The 21,014-nt window shown below is 68.0% G+C and carries 18 protein-coding genes; 13 read left to right on the forward strand and 5 right to left on the reverse strand.

The window, feature by feature from the left end:
* The first annotated feature begins 14 nt into the window (after positions 1-14).
* On the forward strand, positions 15-923 hold the full coding sequence (locus tag VLK31_RS32155; protein ID WP_409172554.1) for a DUF1932 domain-containing protein: 909 nt from the start codon (positions 15-17) through the stop codon (positions 921-923).
* Between the two features lie 28 nt (positions 924-951).
* Here VLK31_RS32155 and VLK31_RS32160 read toward each other — a convergent pair whose 3' ends face one another.
* Positions 952-1,236: a hypothetical protein gene (locus VLK31_RS32160; protein WP_409172555.1), complete on the reverse strand. Its 285-nt coding sequence runs from the start codon at positions 1,234-1,236 to the stop codon at positions 952-954.
* A 499-nt stretch (positions 1,237-1,735) separates the two neighbouring features.
* Here VLK31_RS32160 and VLK31_RS32165 point away from each other — a divergent pair, with 499 nt between their 5' ends.
* The 5 genes from VLK31_RS32165 to VLK31_RS32185 all read left to right on the forward strand — a co-directional run bounded on the left by VLK31_RS32165 (position 1,736) and on the right by VLK31_RS32185 (position 6,666).
* Complete coding sequence (locus VLK31_RS32165) at positions 1,736-3,259, forward strand: acyl-CoA synthetase (protein ID WP_409172556.1); 1,524 nt, start codon at positions 1,736-1,738, stop codon at positions 3,257-3,259.
* Between the two features lie 11 nt (positions 3,260-3,270).
* Positions 3,271-4,302 carry a phosphotransferase family protein gene (locus VLK31_RS32170; protein ID WP_409172557.1) on the forward strand — a complete coding sequence of 344 codons (1,032 nt, stop codon included), beginning with the start codon at positions 3,271-3,273 and terminating at the stop codon, positions 4,300-4,302.
* A 3-nt stretch (positions 4,303-4,305) separates the two neighbouring features.
* Positions 4,306-4,683, forward strand: a complete 378-nt coding sequence (locus VLK31_RS32175) for a DUF6285 domain-containing protein (protein WP_409172558.1) — start codon at positions 4,306-4,308, stop codon at positions 4,681-4,683.
* Entirely contained in the window at positions 4,680-5,825 is a 1,146-nt protein-coding gene (locus VLK31_RS32180; RefSeq protein ID WP_409172559.1) for an acyl-CoA dehydrogenase family protein, read from the forward strand. The genes VLK31_RS32175 and VLK31_RS32180 overlap by 4 nt, the downstream gene beginning before the upstream one ends.
* A 211-nt stretch (positions 5,826-6,036) precedes the next feature.
* Entirely contained in the window at positions 6,037-6,666 is a 630-nt protein-coding gene (locus VLK31_RS32185; protein WP_409172560.1) for a response regulator transcription factor, read from the forward strand.
* Between the two features lie 43 nt (positions 6,667-6,709).
* Here VLK31_RS32185 and VLK31_RS32190 read toward each other — a convergent pair whose 3' ends face one another.
* Entirely contained in the window at positions 6,710-7,618 is a 909-nt protein-coding gene (locus tag VLK31_RS32190) for an alpha/beta fold hydrolase (protein ID WP_409172561.1), read from the reverse strand.
* Positions 7,615-8,184, reverse strand: coding sequence for a cytochrome b (locus tag VLK31_RS32195; protein WP_409172562.1), 570 nt, complete (start codon positions 8,182-8,184; stop codon positions 7,615-7,617). Before VLK31_RS32195 ends, VLK31_RS32190 begins: the two co-directional genes overlap by 4 nt.
* 130 nt (positions 8,185-8,314) lie before the next feature.
* Between VLK31_RS32195 and VLK31_RS32200 the strand changes: the two genes are divergently transcribed.
* Positions 8,315-9,778 (forward strand): glycosyltransferase family 2 protein, encoded by a 1,464-nt coding sequence (locus tag VLK31_RS32200; protein WP_409172563.1) that lies wholly within the window; start codon positions 8,315-8,317, stop codon positions 9,776-9,778.
* A 4-nt stretch (positions 9,779-9,782) separates the two neighbouring features.
* On the opposite strand, the gene VLK31_RS32205 is transcribed toward VLK31_RS32200, so the two are convergent.
* Positions 9,783-10,616 (reverse strand): DODA-type extradiol aromatic ring-opening family dioxygenase, encoded by an 834-nt coding sequence (locus VLK31_RS32205; RefSeq protein WP_409172564.1) that lies wholly within the window; start codon positions 10,614-10,616, stop codon positions 9,783-9,785.
* 111 nt (positions 10,617-10,727) lie between these two features.
* On the opposite strand from VLK31_RS32205, the gene VLK31_RS32210 reads away from it, so the two are divergent.
* The 6 genes from VLK31_RS32210 (at position 10,728) to VLK31_RS32235 (ending at position 19,911) form a co-directional block, all read left to right on the forward strand.
* Positions 10,728-11,684, forward strand: a complete 957-nt coding sequence (locus VLK31_RS32210; RefSeq protein WP_409172565.1) for a LysR family transcriptional regulator — start codon at positions 10,728-10,730, stop codon at positions 11,682-11,684.
* 104 nt (positions 11,685-11,788) lie between these two features.
* Positions 11,789-13,288: a PLP-dependent aminotransferase family protein gene (locus VLK31_RS32215; protein ID WP_409172566.1), complete on the forward strand. Its 1,500-nt coding sequence runs from the start codon at positions 11,789-11,791 to the stop codon at positions 13,286-13,288.
* 72 nt (positions 13,289-13,360) lie between these two features.
* Positions 13,361-14,431 carry a hypothetical protein gene (locus VLK31_RS32220; protein ID WP_409172567.1) on the forward strand — a complete coding sequence of 357 codons (1,071 nt, stop codon included), beginning with the start codon at positions 13,361-13,363 and terminating at the stop codon, positions 14,429-14,431.
* 85 nt (positions 14,432-14,516) lie between these two features.
* Positions 14,517-16,385, forward strand: coding sequence for an ABC transporter ATP-binding protein (locus VLK31_RS32225; protein WP_409172568.1), 1,869 nt, complete (start codon positions 14,517-14,519; stop codon positions 16,383-16,385).
* 599 nt (positions 16,386-16,984) lie between these two features.
* The gene (locus VLK31_RS32230; RefSeq protein WP_409172569.1) at positions 16,985-18,466 is read left to right on the forward strand and encodes a DUF2868 domain-containing protein; all 1,482 of its coding nucleotides are present in this window, start codon (positions 16,985-16,987) and stop codon (positions 18,464-18,466) included.
* The gene (locus VLK31_RS32235; protein WP_409172570.1) at positions 18,463-19,911 is read left to right on the forward strand and encodes a GTPase/DUF3482 domain-containing protein; all 1,449 of its coding nucleotides are present in this window, start codon (positions 18,463-18,465) and stop codon (positions 19,909-19,911) included. The genes VLK31_RS32230 and VLK31_RS32235 overlap by 4 nt, the downstream gene beginning before the upstream one ends.
* 55 nt (positions 19,912-19,966) lie before the next feature.
* On the opposite strand, the gene VLK31_RS32240 is transcribed toward VLK31_RS32235, so the two are convergent.
* The gene (locus VLK31_RS32240) at positions 19,967-20,959 is read right to left on the reverse strand and encodes a sialic acid TRAP transporter substrate-binding protein SiaP (protein ID WP_409172571.1); all 993 of its coding nucleotides are present in this window, start codon (positions 20,957-20,959) and stop codon (positions 19,967-19,969) included.
* Positions 20,960-21,014 lie beyond the last annotated feature (55 nt).

Raw genomic sequence — 21,014 nt, forward strand, 5'->3', positions numbered from 1 at the left:
ACCGGAGCACGAACATGGGCATCACCCTGGGACTCATCGGCTATGGCGAGGTGGGCGCCATCTTCGGGCGCGGGCTGCTGGGCCAGCAGGGCATCGACAGCATCGCGGCGTGGGACCTGCGCTTTGCCGACCCCGTGACCGGCAGCGCAGCGCGCGCGGCCACCGAGGCGCATGGCGTGCGCGCCGCACACAGCATGGCCGCGCTTTGCGCGGATGCCGACCTGCTGATCTGCGCGGTGACCGCCTCGCAGACCCTACCCGTGGCGCAGGAAGCCGCGCGCCATGCCCGCGCGGGTGCGCGCTTTCTGGACCTGAATTCCGCCTCGCCCGGCACCAAGCAACGCGCAGCGCAGGCGCTGCAAGCGGCAGGCGTCGACTACGTGGAAGCCGGCGTCATGACCTCGGTGCCGCCCTACGGCATTCGCGTGCCCATGCTGCTGGGCGGCGCGCAGGCCGCTGCGTTGGCCGCCACATTGAACGCCTGGGGCATGCAAGCCCAGGTGGCCAGCGACGCGCTGGGCGTGGCGTCGGCCATCAAGATGAGCCGCAGCATCATGATCAAAGGGCTGGAGGCGCTGGTGATCGAAAGCTTCACCACCGCGCGGCACTACGGCGTGGAAGCGCAGGTGCTCGCCACGCTGCAGGAGACTTTTCCGCAGATCGATTGGCCGCGGCAAGGCGCCTACTTTTTCAGCCGCGTGGTGCAGCACGGCAAGCGGCGCGCGGAGGAAATGCGAGAGTCGGCGCAGACGGTGCGCGAGGCGGGCTTCGAGCCTCTCATGACGGCGGGCATCGCAAGCAAGCAGGACTGGGTGGCGCAGCAGGCGCAAGCCGGGCTGTTCGAGGGCCTGGACGGGCAGAGCCCTTGGGAAGCGTATGCGGACCGGCTGATCGGCCAGGTCGAAAAGGCGGTGGTGTCTTGATGCGCGACGCCACCGCCAGCGTGGCCGCCTAGCGCTTTTGCTGCGCGCAGCGCTGAATCAGCTCCATCACTTCTCTGGCGAGCTCGGAGGCCAGCCAGAACACGTTGTCGCGGTGCACGGGGCCCGCGTCTTCCTGGCCCGGGGCACCGTTGCCGTGGCAGTAGCACAGCAGCGAGTGGAGCTGGGTGCTCTTTTCTTCCAGCACGGTCCAGGGGTCTGTCGGCTCGCCGGCGGGGTCTGCAGCAGGGTCTGCAGCGGCGCCTCCAGCGGAATTTTTGGAGGTGGAGGGGCGGGATATATTTGGGGTAGCCATTTTGGGGTGTGTCCTTAGACGTTTGGCACTTCACTTGGTTAGACGGCCGGGGTGTTGCTAGCACCCCGGCCGTCGCCTTTTGATACCTCGCATTTGCACCGGCACAGCCATGCTGCCGATGACCCGCTGCGAAGCAGGCGGTTCGTTTTTCAGGTGCTTGAGAAGTGATGCGCTCCTTGCCCGCGTAGTGAGGCTTTGGGTGGTGAGGGCGTCCACTTTAGGCACTAAGCACCGGGCGCGAAAAACGCAAATGCCCACTAATGCGCGAAACCTTCGCGCAAGTGCTCCGCGATGAGGCCAGGTCACAAAGGACTTGCTTTGTTGACGGAATGAGTCCCGGGCGGAGCCACCCGCCGCAAGAAAAAAAGACCGCCAGGCGCACACGCTTGCAATGGCCGTGCTTCGAGACTTATCATATGTTGAACCATTGACATTTGCTTAACGCCTGATCGACATCTGAGCGGCACTGCATGCCGCCGAGCCCGGAGACACGCCCCCAATGAGCCAACTGATCCTCGACCAGCGCCCCATGGCGCGCGACGCGCTGTTGCGGCGCGCGCTGTGCGCGGCCCGCGGCTTCGACGCCCTGGGCGTGCGGGAGGGCGACGCCGTCGCGCTGCTGCTGCGCAACGACTTCGCCTTCTTCGAGGCGCAGCAGGCGGCCGCCGCGTTGGGCGCGTATGCCGTGCCCATCAACTGGCACGGCATGCCGGACGAAGTGCGCTACATCGTCGACGACGTGCGGCCCAAGGTGCTGGTCGGACATGCCGACCTGCTGGCGCCGGTGCGCCACTTGATATCCGCCGACACCGTGGTCATCACCGTGCCCACGCCACCGGAGGTGCGCCAGAGCTTCTTGCTGGACGATGCCGCCGTCGCCCTGCCGCCCGGCGCCACCGAATGGAACGCCTGGCTCGAAGCCTTCACGCCTTGGGACGGCCCGGGCAAACGCAGCCGCGCGACCATGATCTACACGTCGGGCACCACCGGCCATGCTAAAGGCGTGAAGCGCGACGCGGCCACGCCCGAGCAGGCCGCCGCCTATGCGGCGCTGCTGGGCAGCGTGTACGGCTTGCGCCCGGGCGTGCGCGCGTTGATCGGCGGGCCGCTGTACCACGCCTCGCCCAATGCCTTTGCGCGGCAGGCGCTGCACATGGCAGAGCTGCTGGTCATGCAGACCCGGTTCGACGCGGAGGCCGCGCTGGCCGCCATCGAGCGCCACCGCATCACCCACATGGTGGCCGTGCCAACGATGTTCGTGCGCATGCTCAAGCTGCCCGAGGCCGTGCGCCGGCGCTACGACCTGCGCTCGCTGCAATGGGTAACGCACACCGGCGCACCCTGCGCGCCCGACACCAAGCGCGCGCTCATGGACTGGTGGGGCCCGGTGGTGTACGAGACCTATGGTGGCACCGAGGTGGGCACCGCCACGCTCAGCACGCCGCAAGACTGGCTCGCGTTCCCGGGCAGCGTGGGCCGACTCACGCCCGGCGCGCGCATGGCGCTGTACGGCAACGACGGGCAGCAGGTGGCGCCGGGCGAGGTGGGCGAGGTCTTTGTGCGCGTGCCGGCCTATGCAGACTTCACGTACCACAACCACCCGGAGAAGCGCGCCGCGGTGGAGCGCGACGGCCTCATCAGCTGCGGCGACGTGGGCTACGTGAAAGACGACCACCTCTACCTGTGCGACCGTCGCGCGGACATGGTGATTTCGGCGGGCGTGAACATCTACCCGGCCGAGATAGAGGCGGTACTGGTGCAGCACCCGGGCGTGCGCGACTGCGCGGTGTTCGGCATACCCGATGACGAAATGGGCGAGTCGCTGGCCGCGGCCATCGAGCCGATGCCCGGTGCCGACATCGACGCCGCGCAGGTGCAGGCGTTTCTGTCGGCGCGCATTGCGCGCTACAAGGTGCCGCGCCGCATCGACTTTCATGCGGCGCTGCCGCGCGAGGACAGCGGCAAGATCTTCAAGCGCCGCCTGCGCGACCCGTTCTGGCAGGCCGCGGGCCGCAGCATCTGACGCGGCCCGGCGTGAGCGAACCACACGACACGGCCGCCCGGCTGGCCGCGGCACTGCGGCGCCATGCGGGCCTGCACGGGCACGTCGACGGGCTGCGCCGCCTCACGGGCGGGGCCACCAAGACGACGTGGTCCTTCGACCTGGTCGCGCCCGAGGGCAGGCACGCGCTGATCCTGCAGCAGGCGCCCGCCCTGCCCGCCTTGCCGGCATCGCCGGACCCTGTGCAGTCAGGGCCCAGGCGACTGGCCACGCCCAGACTGGCGGCCGCCGACGATGCGCGCCTGATGACGGTGGCGCGCGCCCACGGCGTGCCGGCGCCGCGCGTGCTGGCCATGCTCGACGTGCAAGACGGTCTGGCGAGCGGCTACATCACCGAGCGCGTAGAGGGCGAAACGCTGGGCCGCAAGCTGGTGAACGACCCGGCGCTTGCAGCGGCGCGCGGCGCCATGGCGGCGCAGGCCGGCACCATCCTCGCGGCCATTCATGCCACGCCCACGCAGGCGCTGCCCTTTCTGCAGCGCCTGTCGCCCGCGCAAGAGCTGGCGGTGTACGGCGACCTGCTGGAGCGCACGGGTTTCAGGCATGCGGCGCTGGCGTTCGCGCTGCAATGGACGCGGCAGCACCTGCCCACGGGCGGGCGCCAGACGCTGGTGCATTCGGACTTTCGCACCGGCAACCTCATCGTCGGGCCCGAGGGCATCCGCTGCGTGCTCGACTGGGAAATTGCGCGCATCGGCGACCCGATGCAAGACCTGGGCGTGCTGTGCATGCGGACCTGGCGCTTTGGCGGCACGCCCGAGGTGGGCGGCTTCGGTGCACGCGCAGACCTGTACGCCGCCTACGAGCGCGCCAGCGGCATGCCGGTCGATGCGGCGCGCGTGCGCTTCTGGGAGGCTTTCTCCAACCTGAAGTGGGCCATTGGCTGCGTGCGGCGCGGGCTGTCGGTGCGCGCCGACGGCAGCGCCGCCAGCCTGGAGCTGTGCGCCGTGGGCCGGCGCATGGAAGAGCCGCTGTGGGACTTCTTTCAACTCATCGAAGGCTGAGCCATGCCCCCCATGCGCCACTCCGTGCCACCCGCGAGCACCCTGCTGCAGGCCGCTGCCCGCTACCTGGAAGAAGAGCTGCTGCCCACACTCGATGGCTATCACCGCTTTCAGGTGCGCGTGACGGTGAACGTGCTGCGCATCGCCGAACGCGAGCTGCAGCACACGGCCACGCCAAGCGATGCTGCGGCCCTGAACCTGGCCCTGGCCGATGCCATTCGCACCGGCCAGACGCCCATCGACACGCCCGGTCTGGCCGCGCAGTTGCGCGCCGGGCTGCACGAGGCGCTGGCCATCAACAACCCGCTGTGGACCGACCCGCACGGCACCCACCAGCAACGCACCAACCCGCAACGCGCCCACCCCGAAAGCCCCCCATGAATTTCACCGAAGAACAGATCGCCTTTCGCGACGGCGTGCGCCGCATGGTCGAGCGCCATGTCGCACCCATTGCGGCAGAAATCGACGAGAACGATCGCTTTCCGGAAGAGCTGATCGACATCTATGGCGACATGGGCCTGCTGCAGCTGTGGGTGCCCGAGGCCTATGGCGGGCCGGGTGCCAACCTCACCATGGTGTGCATTGCGCGCGAAGAAATTTCGCGCGTGTCGGAGTCGTGCGCGTTGATGGCCGGCATGAACACCATGTTCGCGCTGCCGATCATGCATTTTGGTACCGACGAGCAAAAGAACCGGTTCCTGCCGCTGCTGGCCGAAGGCCGCACCGTCACGGCCATCGCCATCTCCGAGCCCGACTGCGGCAGCGACGTGGGCGGCATGCGCACGCGCGCGGTGCGCGACGGCAATAGCTATGTGCTCAATGGCCAGAAGCAGTGGTGCACCTTCGGCAGCCGGGCCGACTACATCCTGGTGTTTGCCAAGACCGGCGAGCGCGGCGGGGCCGACGACATCAGCCCCTTCATCGTCGATGTGAAGCACAGCCAGGGCCTGAGCTTTGGGCGCAACGAACGCAAGATGGGCATGAAGGGCACCATCAACGTGCCCGTTTACCTGGACAACGTGCGCGTGCCCGCCGAGAACCGGCTCGGCGAGGAAGGCAAGGGCTTTCGCTCGGCCATGCGCGCGCTGGACCTCAACCGCCCGGCCATTGCCGCGGCGTCGGTCGGGCTGGCGCAGGGCGCGCTCGACGCGGCGCTGGCCTATGCCAAGCAGCGCAAGCAGTTCAAGCGCGCGATCATCGAGTTTCAGGGCATTCAGTTCATGCTGGCCGACATGGCCATGCAGATAGAGGCGGCGCGCTGCCTGGTGTATGAAACCGCGCGGCTGGCCGACATCGGCGACTGGCAGCAGCTGCCCAAGTTCGCCAGCATGGCCAAGTGCTTTGCGAGCGACGTGGCCATGAAGGTGACGACCGATGCGGTGCAGGTGTTTGGCGGCTACGGCTATGTGCGCGACTACCCGGTGGAGAAGATGATGCGCGACGCCAAGCTCAACCAGATCTTCGAAGGCACGAACCAGATCCAGCGCGTGGTCATTGCGCGCGAGCTGATGCGCCAGGGGTAGCGGACTGGTGGGGGCAGGGGTGCACGGGCGCAGGCCGCGCATGGATTCACGGGCTCATGGGCTCATTGCGCGCGGTTGTGATCTGCAACACATCTGCGGCGTGAAAGCGGATGCGCTGGGCGGTGCCAATGCCTACAGTTCAATCCAGCTCCCATCGATTCACCCGCGAGCGCAGTCGTCCGGCTCAAGGCCGAGGCTGTCTTGCCACACCATGACGCCGCCCATGCCCAACTTCGAAGAAGCCGCAGCGCCGATGCGTTACGCACTCTGCCCGCCGCCGCGCCCCGTCCACACCAGCCACACCAGCCCCACGAGTCACACGCCCCACACCAGCCATTCGACCAACGTCGACGCCGTGGCCTGCGCGCTGTCCCACCTGTTCACCCAGGCCACCGAGGCGGAGCTGGAGTTCATGCTCGCGTCCATCGAGCAGGGCGACGCGCCCACCGCGGCGCGGGTTGCGCACGGCATTCTGGGCGCCATGGCGTTCGCAGTGCAGCCGCAGTCGGCGCAGCCGCTGCGCCTGACCACCCACATCGAAGCGCCGCCGCGCCCCGCTTCTGCACCCATGCACCCGCTGCTGACCTCGCGCGAGCTGAAGGTGCTGTGGATGATTGCGCGCGGCGCCAGCAACCAGCAGATTGCCGACGACACGCACCGCTCCATTCACACCATCGAGGCGCAGGTGAAAAGCATCTACCGCAAGCTGAGCGTGAAGTCGCGCACCCAGGCAATCCGCGAGGCGATGCACCAGGGCCTGCTGACCTGGCAGTCGGGCAGCGACGACGGCGTGTCGATCGTCATGGTCGATGCGCCCGCCGACATGCCACGGGCCTGCTGAGCGCCGGGCGCACCGCGGGTGCGCTGCCAGCCATTCAGAAACTTCAGCCGAAGAACTTCAGCAAGCGCGCGTTGACCTCGTCGGCGCGCTCGTACTGCGCCCAGTGCCCGGCGCCGTCGATCACCGTGCCTTCGCGCAGCGGCCCCTCGCTCACCAGTTGCGCCACCAGCGGGCGCGGGTCGGCCGTCACGTCGAACTCGCCCCACAGCAGCAGCGTGGGCACGCCCAATGTGTTCAGCGCCTGCTGCAGGCCGCCCGAGAGCGACACCTCCTTGCTGCGAAACCGCGTGCCGTGGCACGAGATGTCGTGAATCTCGAACGCCAGCGCGTCGATGGCGGCCTTGTCGTGCAGCATCAGCGCGGCCAGGTTGTGCAGCAGCGCGGCGCGCTCGGCCTCGCGGTTGGGGGCGGCGCGCCAGTTGATCATTTGCACCGTCATGCGCCGCAGCGTGCCGTGGCCGCCGCTGCCCACCAGCGCAAAGCGGCGGATGGCGCCGCGCTGCACCGCGAAGCGCGCGGCGGTCAGCCCGCCGAAAGAGAAACCGCCCAGGTCGATGGGCGTGCCCGCGCCAATGAGCTGGTCGAGCGTGCCACCCAGCGCGGCCAGCAGGGGCAGCAGCGAGTCTTGCCCGGGGGCGGTGCGCGGGGGCGCGTCTGATTCGTTGAAGCCCGGCATGTCGGGCAGCCACAGCGTGCGGCCGGCCGACAAAGCTTGTGCGTTGCGCAGCCAGTGCATCCAGCTGCCGTGGCCGCCGTGCAGCAGAACGAGCGGGGGACGTGTGGTGTCTGTGTGGGTGTCTGTGTTGTTGTCCGTGCCGAAGCGGCGCCAGCGCACGCGCACGCCGTCGTGCACCACGTCGTGGTGGGTGGAGAGAGCGTCGACGCGGGCGATGGCCTCGCGGGCTTCATCGCTGTCATGGGCCATGCTGGCCTCGGTGCCTTGCACCGTCATGACCACATCCTTTGCAGCTCGCGCTCGCCGTCCAGAAACTGGTGCTTCAACGCACCCAGCACGTGCAGCCCGAAGATCACGTAGAGCACGTAACCCGCCCAGGTGTGCACGCCGCCCAGCACCGTGTGCCAGGTCTCCTTGACGGCCGGCTCGATGGCCATGATCCAGCCGATGCGCGGCCACTCGAACAGGCCGAACAAGAACATCGGGTGGGTGCCGGCGTCTTTCCAGGCCGAGTCGTGCATCCAGCCCGACAGCGGCAGCAGCACCATCAGGATGTAAAGCGCGCCGTGGGCCGCGTGGGCGGCAAAGCGCTCCAGCGCGCCCAACGAGCCCGGCATGGCCGGCGGCTTGTGCGTGAGGCGCCACAGAATGCGCAACAGCACCAGCCCCAGCACCGTGATGCCGATCGACTTGTGGGTGTCCACGGCCGGGCGCACCCAGTCGTCGGGGTAGTGGTCGACCAGCAGGATCAGGGCAATGTTGACGGCCATGAGCAAGGCGATGAGCCAGTGCAAGGCCATGGCGGTGCGGGTGTAGCGGGCGTTAAGGGTTTGTGCGAGCATGCGGGGAATTTTCGGGCGTGGAGCGAGTCAGTCTGCAACGCGGGCGATTGTCCAGGGTTTGGCCCGGGGCTTTTGAAACCGCAGGCCGAGTTTTTGCGTATCCATGACCAGTCGCCCGGACACCCTTCCCTTGAACGATCCACTCCAAAGCGCCTTTCTGGCCGCGTCGCCGCGCCTGTCCCCACCCCGCACGCCGCTGCGCAGCTGGCTCATTCATGGCGGCGTGCTCGTGCTGTGGGTGCTGCTGTTTGCCATGGCGTTCAAGGTCGGCAATGTGCGGGCCTGGTCGGTGGGCGTGGCCTATGTGCTGTACGACACCGTGCTGCTGCTGTTCGTCGGCTGGATGACGCTGCCGATCTTGCGGATGCGCCCTTCGGCCTCCCCCACCGCTTCAGTCTCCACGCCGCGCAACACGCTGGGCGTGATCGTCGCCTCCCATAACGAGGCCACCGTGCTGCCCGTCACGCTGGCCGCCCTGCTCGGCCAGACCGACCTGCCCGACCGTATCGTGATCGCGGACGACGGCTCCAGCGACGGCACAGCCGAGCTGCTGGCCGCGCGCTACGGCCTGGTGACCCCGGCCCTGGGCATGCTGAGCGCCGCCAGCACCTCGCACCCCACCCTGTACTGGCTGCGCCTGCCGCACGGCGGCAAGGCGGTGGCGCTGAACGCGGCCATTCTGTGCATCGACACCGACACCGTGCTCACGGTCGACGGCGACACGCTGCTCGACAGCAAGGCCATCGGCGCGGTGCGCCGGGCCTTCTCCGAAGAGCCCAACCTGGTGGCCGCCACCGGCGTCATCACCCCCGTGTGCAGCCGCACGCTGGCCGGGCGCTGCTTTCAGTGGTTCCAGACGTACGAGTACATCCGCAACTTTCTCTCGCGCTATGCGTGGATGCAGGTGAACGGGCTGCTGCTCATTTCAGGCGCGTTCGCGGGCTTCAGGACCGACGCGGTGCGCGCCGTGGGCGGCTTCGACACCGACTGCCTGGTGGAAGACTACGAACTCATCCACCGCCTGCACCGCCATGCGCAGGCCCACGGCCTGCCCTGGACCGTGCGCGTGCTGGGCGACGCCCAGGCGCACACCGACGCGCCCAGCAGCACCGGCGCCTTCTTGCGCCAGCGCCGCCGCTGGTTCGGTGGCTTCCTTCAGACCCAGTACTGGTACCGCGCGATGGTGGGCGATCGGCGCTACGGCTGGCTTGGCGTGGCCATGCTGCCGGTAAAGGCCATCGACACGCTGCAGCCGCTGTACGGCCTGGCGGCTTTCGGGCTGCTGCTGGTGTACCTGGTGCGCGGCAACCTGGGTGTGCTGGCGCCGGTGGCGGGTGTGATCGGCGCGAAGATCGTGCTCGACCTGCTGTTTCATTTGTGGTCGGTGTACCTGTACCGCCGCTGGATCGGCCAGGGCAGCGAGGCGAACATGCTGCAGGCCTTTTTGGCCGCGCTGGTGGAGCCCTTCACCTTCCAAATCCTGCGCCACACGGGCGCGGCCTGGGGGTGGTGGACGTTCCTTACCGGGCGCGGCACCTGGGGGCGGCAAACGCGCGTCGGGTTGGTGGACGCGGACGGGGTGCGGCGCAGTTAGGTCTTCAGCTTCCGAAGCGGAAGCTGGAGACGACAAGGCCTCCCATGAAGGCCTCCTCGTGATACACGCGCTCGCCCGCATCCGCCTCGGCCGCGCCCACCGCCACCATCAGCGGAATCAGGTGCTCTTCGCGCGGATGCGCCATGCGCGCCGCGGGTGCTGACGCCCAGTCGAGCAACTGCGCACTGCGCTCGGCGGTCGAGCCCTGGACCACCGCGGCGTCGAGCCAGTCGTCGAAGGCCTTGGAGACGCCATGCGCCTGCGGGCCGAAGTTGCGCAGGTTGTGATAGCTCAGGCCGCTACCCACGATCAGCACGTTTTCGTCGCGCAGTGGCGCCAGGGCACGGCCCAGCGCCAGGTGCTCCGCCGGGTCGAGCCCGCGCCGCAGCGACAACTGCACCACCGGCACGTCGGCCTTGGGGTAGATGGCGGCCATGGGCGCGAACATGCCGTGGTCGTAACCGCGCTCCGGGTCGATCTGCACCGGCAGGCCGGCCGCGGCAATCAGCGACTGCACGCGCTGCGCGAGCTGGGGCGAGCCCGGCGAGTCGTAGCGCACCTCGTAGGTGTGGGCGGGGAAGCCGCCGTAGTCGTACACCATCGGCGGCTTGGGGTTGCCCTGCACCGCGAACACCGGCGCCTCCCAGTGCGCCGACACCATCAAAATGGCGCTGGGCGTGCGGCCGATCTGGCGCGGCATGTCGGCCAGCGAGGCGGCGAGCTGGTCGTAAGTCGGGCCCATTTCCTTCTTCATCCAGGGCCAGGGGCCGCCGCCGTGCGAGATGAAGTACGTAGGCAAACGTGAAAGCGCTGATGAGGTCGTGTTGTCGTGGGTCAAGTCGATGCTCCTTGAAAGCGTTGCACCGACTGTAGACATTTCCTGCAAGGAAATCGACAGGCTACGATGCATCGAATCAGTTCCTCCCAGGAATGTTTGAAAGAGCCCCTCATGGACCGAATGACCAGCCTGCGGGTGTTCCGCGAAGTGGTGGAGGCCGGCAGCTTCGTGGGCGCGGCCGAGCGGCTGGGCCTGTCGCCGCCAATGGCCAGCAAGCATGTGGCGCAGCTGGAGAAGTCGCTGGGCGCGCGCCTGCTGCACCGCTCCAGCCGCCACCTGAGCCTGACCGAGGCCGGCACCGCCTGGTACGAGCAGAGCCGCCGCGCGCTCGACCTGCTCGACGCGGCCGAGGCCGCCATCGGCCAGACCCACGACACGCCGCGCGGCCAGCTCAAGGTGAGCGCGCCCGTGTGGTGCGCCACGCCGCGCTTTGCCCGCGTGCTGGCCGACTACCGCAACAAGTACCCCGAGGTGCTGGTCGACATGCACCTGGAAAACCGCAAGGTCGACCTGGCCGCCGACGGCTACGACCTGGCCCTGCGCGCCACGCAGGAGCCTTCGCCCGCACTCATCGCCCGCCCGCTGTGCCGCGTGCCCTTCTACCTGGCAGGCACGCCGGCCTACATCGCGCGCATGGGCGGCCTGCCCGCGGTGCCGGCCGACCTGGCCCGGCTGGGCGCCATCGTGCCCAGCTATGTGAACCTGGAGAACCTGTCGCTCAAAGGCCCGGGCGGGCGCAAGTTTGCGCTGCGGCTGGCGCCGGCCATGCGCTCGGACGACACCACGCTCACGCTGCATGCAGTGCACGCGGACATGGGCATCGCCTTCATGCCGCTGTGGCTGATCGACGAGGACATTGCGCAGGGCCGGCTGCTTCGGCTGCTGCCGGAGTTCGAGTCGACGCCTGTCACGCTTTTTGCGGTGTACACGAGCCGGCAGTACATGTCGCCCAAGCTGCGCACGTTCATCGACTTTCTGAGCGAGCGGCTGGGGAGCGTGTCGGCGCTCCCGCCGCAGCGAGGCTCGGCGAAACGGGCGACGGCCGATTCGAAGGACATCGTCAAGTGAGAAATGAATCCGCAAACGGTTGAAGAAAACCTGGCCCGGCAGAATGCGGGCCCACAGGCCCCACAGGCCCCACAGGCCCCTTAGGCTGCGGAAGACTCGGACCAATGAAGCGTGGATTTGATTTTCTTGCGTTCACCCTGGACGACGTTCCAGCCGGTGAACTGGCCAATTCACTGCACCGGCAGATGCGCGAAGCCGTGGTGGCGGGCCGCTTCACGCCGGGCTCGCGCATGCCCGCCACGCGCATGCTCGCGGGCGAATTGGGCATCTCGCGCAACACGGTCGTCGAGGTGTATCAGCGCTTGGTGGACGAGGGATATTTCGCTGCACGGCACGGTTCCGGCACCTTTGTCAGCGAGGCGCTTGCGCAGGACGCCGCGCATCGCGCCAGGCAGCAGGTGCACGCCTCCGCCGGTATCACCGCTACCGCCATCGCGAAGCGCGGCAACGTCGGCGTGCTGCCCTTCACGCTGGCATCCGAGCGATGCCCCGCCAACTTCAGACCCGGCGTGCCCGATCTGCGTGAGTTCCCCGCGACCGAATGGCGCCGCTCCGCCACGCGGCGGCTTCGCACCGCGCTGCCGCGCTTTTTCGAAGGCGACCAGACGCAGGGCGATCCGCTGCTGCGCCAGCACCTCGCCAACTACCTGCGCAGTTCGCGCGGTGTGCGTTGCGTTGCCGAATCCATTCTGGTCACCGCCGGTGCGCAGCAAGCCTTCGACATGCTGGCGCGGGTGCTCGTGACCAAAGGAACGGTTGTTGCGGTCGAAGAGCCCGGTTACCCCGCGGCCGTTGCCGTCTTCGAAGCGGCGGGCGCGCGCATCGTCACGGTGCCGGTGGACAGAGAAGGCCTGGTCGTCTCCGCCCTGCCGCCTTCGGCCAGCTTGATCTACGTGACGCCTTCACACCAGTTTCCGCTGGGCGTGACGATGTCGCTGCAACGCCGCAAGGCGCTGTTGCAGTGGGCAGCGGCCGCCAACGCATGGATCGTCGAGGACGACTACGACAGCGAGTACCGCTTCAGCGGCCGTCGCGTGCAGGCGCTTCAGGCCCTCGACACGCGCGACCGGGTGATCTACGTGGGCACCTTCTCGAAAGTGCTGCTGCCGGCGCTTCGCATGGGCTACATCGCCATGCCGCAGTCGCTGATCGAGGAGCTGCTGGCAATCAAGTGGCTGACCGACAGGCACACGCCTTCGCTGGCCCAGGCGGTGATGGCGGAGTTCATGGACACGGGCGCGTTCGCCCGCCACCTGCGTCGCATGCAGGGCATCTATCGGGAGCGCTTCGAACTGCTGCGGGCCGCGCTGGGAACGTTGCCAAAGACTGTGGCGTACCTTGTGCCAGCGCAGGCAGGCTTGCACATGACGCTGCTGCTGCATGGGTCCATCGATGTGCCTCGTTTGATCAGTGATGCGAATGCCAAGGGAATCGGTCTGCACGCCCTGGCGCCGTTCTGCCGCGAGCCTTTCGCCCAGGGCCTGGTGCTGGGCTACGGAAACATCGCCGCGCATGAAGCCGAGCGGGGCGCGCGATGGCTGCGCCAGCGCTTGATGGCCGCACCGACAAGTGGTGCGCCGCATGAAAAGTGGTCCAGGACATAGTTGAAATGTGGCTCTGCCACAAGACGGCCCGCGTCCCTAGCATCGCGCTGAACCAACCCAGCGATTTGCACCATGACCACGAGCGCCATCCGTTCCTGCCTCGGCCCTTCGAGGCTGTCTCCCGTCTTGATGATGGGCGCGCCTCTGGCGGCCGTCGCCTACCCGTTTCTGCTGAGGGGATTCAACATTGGCGTGACCAGCGCAAGCAGTGCCTGGCTGGCCCTTGCGGCCGTTCAGTTGCTGCTGGCCATCGCCGTCCCTTTGGTGGGGTTCGTCGTCGCGCTCAGGTTGGGTGAGCAAGGCTCGCCCACCCCGAACGAGGTGCTTGCCAAATGGGTCGCCTTGCTGTCGATGGCCTCCGCGCCGCTCTACACCTTTCTGGGCGTGGTGCTGTACATGGCGGGCGACCCGGTCAGCGACTTCACCGTGTGGCTCGGCCTGTGGGCCATCGGGCTGGCACTCATGGCCAAGGCCGCGTTCGCCCCGCAGTTCACGCCGCAAAAGCCCAGGCTGGCGATGCCCTCGAACACGGCGGTGGTTTCTCCCCGGATGCGGGTTGCCCATGGCATCAGCGCAGCGGCCATCCTGCTGCTCTTTCTGGGCATGCACCTGTCGAATCACCTTGGGGGCTTATTGAGCGAAAGCGTGCACCGCTCCCTGATGGACATCTTCCGCACGGTTTACCGCGCGAGGTTGATCGAGCCGATCGTCGTCGGGCTGTTTCTTTTCATGGTGGGCTCGGGCCTGGCGCTGGTGGCGGGTTACGTCAGGCAGAAGGCCGATGTGTTCCGCACGCTGCAAGTTGCCAGCGGCGTGTACCTGGTGTTCTTCGTTCTGGGCCACATGAACTCGGTTTTCTTCTACGCGCGCATGCTGCTGCAGATTCCGACGGACTGGAACTTTGCGACGGGCGCCCCCACCGGCCTGATCAAGGATGCGTGGAACATCCGCCTGCTGCCGCACTACATGCTCGGTGTGTTCTTCGTGCTGTCGCACCTAGTGCTGGGCGCTCGCATCGTCGCTGTGGCGCACCGGGTCGAGGAGGCCAAGGCGAACACCTGGACCTGGGCTGGCATCGTCCTGAGTGCGGCCGTGGCAGTTGCCATCATCCTGGGGATGTCGGGGCTGCACATCTCGAACTGAGCGCAAGCAACCGCAGAACGCACCTTTTCGGGGCAAGGTCATGCCAGCGCGGCTAAAGTCCTGGGCTGCCTGGGAGACCGTCTACTTGTTCCGCTTCTTCGAAAAACTTCTACACCCCTACCCCGCCGCCGAGCCCGCGCTGCCGCCGCAGGGCTTCTTCGCCTTCTTGTGGGCCTGCACGCACGGCGTGCGCGGCAAGATTGCGGCCATGGCGGTGCTCACCGCCGTGATGTCGAGCTTCGAGGCGGCGCTGTTCGCCATCCTCGGGCGCATCGTCGACTGGCTGGGCGGGCAGGTGCCCTCGCGGCTGTGGGCCGAGCGGGGCGACACGCTGCTGTGGCTGGCCGGGTTTCTGGTGATCAGCATCGGCGTGGTGGCGCTGCAGACCATCGTGAAGCACCAGACGCTGGCGGTGAACCTGCCGATGCGCCTGCGCTGGAACTTTCACCGGCTGATGCTGGGCCAGAGCATGGCCTTCTACCAGGACGAATTTGCCGGCCGCATCACGGCCAAGGTGATGCAGACCGCGCTGGCCGTGCGCGAAACCGTGTTCGTACTGGCCGACGTGCTGGTGGCCATGGGCGTGTACGTGGCGACCATGATCATTCTGGTGGGCGTGCTCGACGCGCAACTGGTGTGGCCCTTCGTGATCTGGCTGGTGCTGTACATCGCGGCGCTGGTGTACTTCGTGCCGCGCCTGGGCAAGGTCGGCAAGGCGCAGGCCGACGCCCGCTCCCTGATGACCGGGCGCGTGACCGACGCCTACACCAACATCGCCACCGTCAAGCTGTTCTCGCACACGCAGCGCGAGGCCGGTTTTGCGCGCGACGCCATGCGCGAGTTCATGCACACCGGCTACGGCCAGATGCGGCTGGTGAGCGCCTTCGAAATCGTCAACCACGCGCTGAGCATGGGCCTGACGGCCGGCATGGCGGGCATGGCGCTGTGGCTGTGGTCGAACGGCGCGGTCGGCGTGGGCACGGTGGCCGCGGCCACGGCCATGGCGCTGCGGCTGCAGGGCATGTCGCACTGGATCATGTGGGAGATGACCAGCCTGTTCGAGAACATCGGCACGGTGCAGGACGGCATGAAGACCCTGTCGCGCCCGCGCACCGTGCTGGACGCGGCCGACGCCACGGTGCTGCAGGTGCCGCACGGCGAAGTGCGCTTCGAGCATGCGAGCTTCAGCTACGGCCTGAGCAACGCGCAAGGCGGGCGCCGCGTGATCGACGACCTGAACCTCACGGTGAAGCCGGGCGAAAAGATCGGCCTGGTGGGCCGCTCGGGCGCGGGCAAGTCGACGCTGGTGAACCTGCTGCTGCGCTTTCATGACCTGGAGAGCGGCCGCATTTTGATAGACGGCCAGGACATCGCGCAGGTGACGCAGGATTCGCTGCGCACCCACATCGGCATGGTCACGCAGGACACCTCGCTGATGCACCGTTCGGTGTCCGACAACGTGGCCTACGGCCGGCCCGACGCCACGCCGGCGCAGATAGAAGCGGCGGCGCGGCGTGCCGAGGCGCACGACTTCATTCAGACACTGGGTGACGCGAGCGGGCGGCGCGGCTACGAGGCGCATGTGGGCGAGCGCGGGGTGAAGCTGTCGGGCGGGCAGCGTCAGCGCGTGGCCATTGCGCGCGTGATGCTGAAGGACGCGCCGATCCTGCTGCTGGACGAGGCCACCAGCGCGCTCGACTCCGAGGTGGAGGCCGCAATTCAGCAGAGCCTGTACACGCTGATGGAGGGCAAGACGGTGATCGCCATTGCGCACCGGCTGTCGACCATCGCGGCGATGGACCGGCTGATCGTGCTGGACGAAGGCCGCGTGGTGGAAGAAGGCGATCACCGCACGTTGATGGCGCAAGGCGGGCTGTATGCGCGGCTGTGGGCGCATCAGAGTGGCGGGTTTTTGGGGGAAGACGGCGTGGATGACGAGGGTATGCGGGCCTGAAGACCTGCGGGGTTGCTGATCGCCGGTTGCGGGTTGCGGTTCGGGGGCGTGCGAGTGGCACCGGGTGTCCCCCTCCGCGAATGTCCCCCGGGCTTCGCCCTCCTCCTTTATTTCGCTGCGGGGGACACCCGATGCCACTCGCACCTGGGCACGCCGCGCCTGTAGCTCAGGAGGCCGGGGGCCATGGAAGGGCTCGCTGAAAGCAGAGTGAAAGGGGAAGAGCCGGCAGCGCGCCGAAACCAGCCAAGGGCGCGGGCCTTGCGCTTCACGAGTCCTACACCACACGCCGCCCCTTGCCGACATTCAACGCGCCTTGGCGAGACGACAGTGAATACATATTCAACACAAGGAGTCCTCGCATGAATTCCATCATCTACATCGTCGGTCTGGTCGTGGTTGTGGTCGCTGTGCTGTCGTTCTTCGGCCTGCGCTGAGAACGGCATACGCCACCTGCCAATTGAGAACCTGAAAAACGGGGCCGCTTGCGGCCCCGTTTTTCGTCGGCGTGGCCAAGGTGGCACCAGGGGTTGTGCCAAAGGTGCCGGGCATAATTTGCGCGCCCCGGCACTGTGCGGGCACTCTCCAGCAAAGGGACCCTGTTGACCAACACCGCGTGGCGCGACGCTGACTTTCCGGACGCGGTGATCACCGAAGCGATCCGATGGACCGAACAGACCGGTTCGCTCGACGACGCGCAGGCCCTGCGCACCGCCGCCTCGCGCAGCACCGACGCGCATCGCCAGGTGATCGATCGCGCGCGACAGCTCGGTGAACGCATCGGCCTGCAACCCGAACTGGCCCGTGCCCGGCAATGGGCGCCCTGGGTACTGCTGGCGATGGTCGCGTTGATCGTGATGGCAGGCCTGGGGCTCGCGGGCAATGTGGTGGGTGGCGGCGAGCGGCACATCAACGTCATCGTTGCGCTGGTCAGCCTGCTGGGGCTGCATGCGCTCACGCTGCTGATGTGGCTCCTTGGCCTGTGGCTGCCGCTGGGGTCGTTCAGCCCTGCCTCGCTCGGCTGGATCTGGCTGTCGCTTACCGCGCGCGTCGCGGGCGGGCGACGCGGGCAGGCACCGGTGCTGGTGCGCGCGGCCACCGGGTTGCTGTCGCGCGCCAAATTGCTGCCCTGGGCCTTCGGGCTGGTGAGCCACGGCATCTGGTCGCTTTCTTTCGCGGTGGTGCTGGCCGCGATGCTGTTCGCGCTGGCGTTTCGCAGCTACACGCTGAGCTGGGAAACGACGATTCTCGACCCGGCCTTCTTCGTGCAGGCGGTGCAGGTGCTGGGCTGGTTGCCGGCCAAGCTCGGCTTTCCGGTGCCCGACGCGGCGACCGTGATGGCAGCCGTACCCGCCATGCCCGGTGCCGCACCCGCTGCCGCTGCCGCAGCGGGCCAGCGCACCTGGGCGCTTTGGCTCACCGGCTGCATCGTGGTCTATGGCCTGCTGCCGCGCGTGGTGCTGGTGGCGTGGAGCGCGGCCATGTGGCGCAGCCGCCGCAAGGCGCTGCAGCCCGACTGGAGCGACCCGTACTACCGCAAGCTGCTCGCCCGCTTCGCCGCGCTGGCCCCCGCTGCCATCGTCGACGCCGACCCCGGTCACGTTGCTGGTGCTTTGCGTGGCACCACGCCCGCGAGTCTGTCTGACTCGCAACTGCGCGATGTGCGCTTCGTCGTCGGCTTCGAGCTGCCGCCCGAAATGCCCTGGCCCCCTGCAGAGCTGTCCATTGCGTTGTCCAGCAATCCCGCCACGCAAGTGCACCGCATCGACGGCAGCGCGCCGTCGCGCCGCGCGCTGCTCGACCAGTTGGCGCGCATCCATCCGCGCACCGTGCTGATGGTCTGCCACGCGGCATCGAGCCCCGACCGGGGCACCGAGCGCTTCCTGCGCGAGGTGCTGGCGCATTGCGGTGAATGCCGCCTGTGGCTTGCCGATGCACCCGATGTCAATGCCAACACCGCTGCCACGCAGCGCTGGCTCGACTGGCTGCGCGACACCGGCCTGCAGCGCATCACTGCCAGCGACCGCCTGAACGTGGCCTGGCCACCCGAGCACCAAGCAAGCGAAGGAGCGCCCGCGCCATGACGCAGCCCATCCGCATCGCCGTGGTCGGCCACACCAACGCGGGCAAGACCTCGCTGCTGCGCACGCTCACGCGGCGCGTCGACTTCGGCGAGGTGTCGCAGCGCCCCGGCACCACGCGGCATGTGGAGTCGGTGGACCTGGAGGTGAACGGCGCCGTTGCCGTGCGCTTCTTCGACACCCCCGGCCTGGAAGACGCCGTGGCGCTGCGCGAGCACCTGGCCGGCTTCGACGCGCAGGCCACGCCGCCCGAACGCATCCAACAGTTTCTGCAGGGCCCCGAAGCCCACGGCGTGTTCGAGCAGGAGGCCAAGGTGCTGCGCACCCTGCGCGACATCGACGCGGCCTTTCTGGTGATCGATGTGCGCGAGCCGGTGCTGCCCAAGTTCCGCGACGAAATAGAGCTGCTCAACTCGTGCGCGCGCCCGGTGCTGCCGGTGCTCAACTTCGTGCGCGACGCGGCCAGCCGCGAGCCGGCTTGGAAAGAGCTGCTCTCGGCTTACGGCCTGCACGTGCAAGTGCGCTTCGACGCCGCCGCGCCCTTCGTCGGCGCGGAGCAGGACCTGTACAACGACCTGGGCACGCTGCTGCGCGACCGGCGCGATGTGCTGCGCGGCGTGGTCGACACGCTGGCCGTCGAAGCCGCCCAGCGCCGCCAGTCGGCCTGCGCGCGCATCGCGGACTTGCTGGTCGATGCCGCCGCGGTGCGCCGCACCGTGTCGGCCACCGAGTTCGCCGACGCCGCCCGCCGCCAGACCCTGGTGACGGCCTTGCAGAAGGCGGTGTTCGACAAGGCGCAGCGCTGCACAGATGACCTGCTCGCGCTCTATGGCTTTCGCCAGGGCGACGCCGACGAAGCGCCGCTGCCGCTGATCGAGGGCCGCTGGACGCTCGACTTCTTCAGCCCCGAGGCCATGAAGGACGCGGGCCTTCGCCTGGGCAAGGGCGCCGTCATCGGTGCCGCCGTGGGCGTGGTGGCCGACCTGGCCGTGGCCGGCATCTCGCTGGGCGCGGGCGCGGCGCTGGGCGGCGCCATCGGTGGCGCTGTGTCGCAGGGCTGGGGGCCGCTCGGACGCAAGATTGCGAACAAGCTGCGCGACATGCATGAACTCACGGTGGAAGACGGCGTGCTGTTCGCGCTGGTCGCCTGGCAGCTGCAGTTGGCGCACGCGCTGGAGCAGCGTGGGCATGCGGCCACGCAGCGCATCGGCACTGGGGCAGACGGCGCCAGCACTGCAATGCGAGAGAACACATCCGCCAACGGAGACGCGCCGACAAAGGCCGCAGCCGCCGCGGTGCGAGCCGTGCAGCCGGCGCGCAACCACCCCGACTGGGAAAGCACCGCCGGCTCGGTCGCGGGCCGCATCTTCTGGCGCCCTTCGCCGCAACGCGAAGCGCTGGTCGCCGACCTGGCTCACGCACTGCGGCGCGCGTTCGAAGCGGGCTGAGGTCGCCTGCGCGCTGCGGTTCCGAGCGGGTGCCCGGCGCGTGTCAGTGCGCGTGTCAGTGCGACGAAGTCGCCAGTGCCTGCAGCCGCGCAAAGTCACCCGGCCGCGCGCCCAGCTGTTCGGGTGTCGAGCGCTTGGCGATGCGCTCCAGAAACAACTGCCTGTTGACCGCCGACACCGTCATGCCCTTGCCGCGCAGGAACTGCTCGTCTTCCAGTTCGCCAGCGATCACGCCCACGTTGGTCCACTTGGCGGTGTCCGCGAGCACCTTCTCGACCATGGCCTGCTGCGCCGGCGCCATGCGCGCCCACGCAGACTTGCCGATCACGATGCCCAGCGTGTCGTACACGTGCGCGGTGAGCAGCACGTGCTTCTGCACCTCGTAGAGCTTTTTCGACTTGACGGTGCCCAACGGGTTTTCCTGCGCCTCGACCTCGCCCTTTTTCAGCGCGTTGTAGAGGTTCATGAAGGGCAGCGTGACCGGCTTGGCGTCCAGCGCGGTGGCAAAGAGCTGGTAGGCCGCGGCGTCGGGCACGTACAGGCGCAGGTCGCGAAAGTCGTCCGGCTTGGCCAGCGGCCGGGCCGACGTGACCTGCCGCGCGCCGTAGTAAACGGCCGCCACCATGCGGTTGCCGCTCTTCTCGTTGTAGCCCTTCATCAGGTCCGCGAGCAGGGGGCTGGCCAGGTACTTGCGCACATGGTCGAGGTCCTTGAAAGCGAAGGGATAGCTCGCCAGGTTGAGCGGCGCATAGCCCTCGGCCAGCGTGGCCTGCCCCACATAGGCGATCTGCATGGAATCGTTCGCGAGCATCAAAGGAAAGTCGCCCTCTTGCCCGAGCTTGGAAGACGACACCACCTCGATCTTGATCTTGCCGTCGGACTGCTCGGCAATCTTGCGTGCCGCCAGCTCGGCCTGCTGATGAAAGATGCTCGCGGGCTCGTACACATGGCCCCACTTCAGTTGCAGCACCTGGGCCTGCACCGCCACGGCGCTTCCCAGCGCCAGACACACCAGGCCGGCGCGGCGCCACGGCAAGAAGCTTTTCATCGACTCTCCCTCGGGTTGAGAACAACCCGGGCTTACGCAAGATCAGCGCCATGAA

Origin of the sequence: Variovorax sp. H27-G14 (genome assembly GCF_046156345.1) — a bacterium.
GTDB lineage: Bacteria > Pseudomonadota > Gammaproteobacteria > Burkholderiales > Burkholderiaceae_C > Variovorax.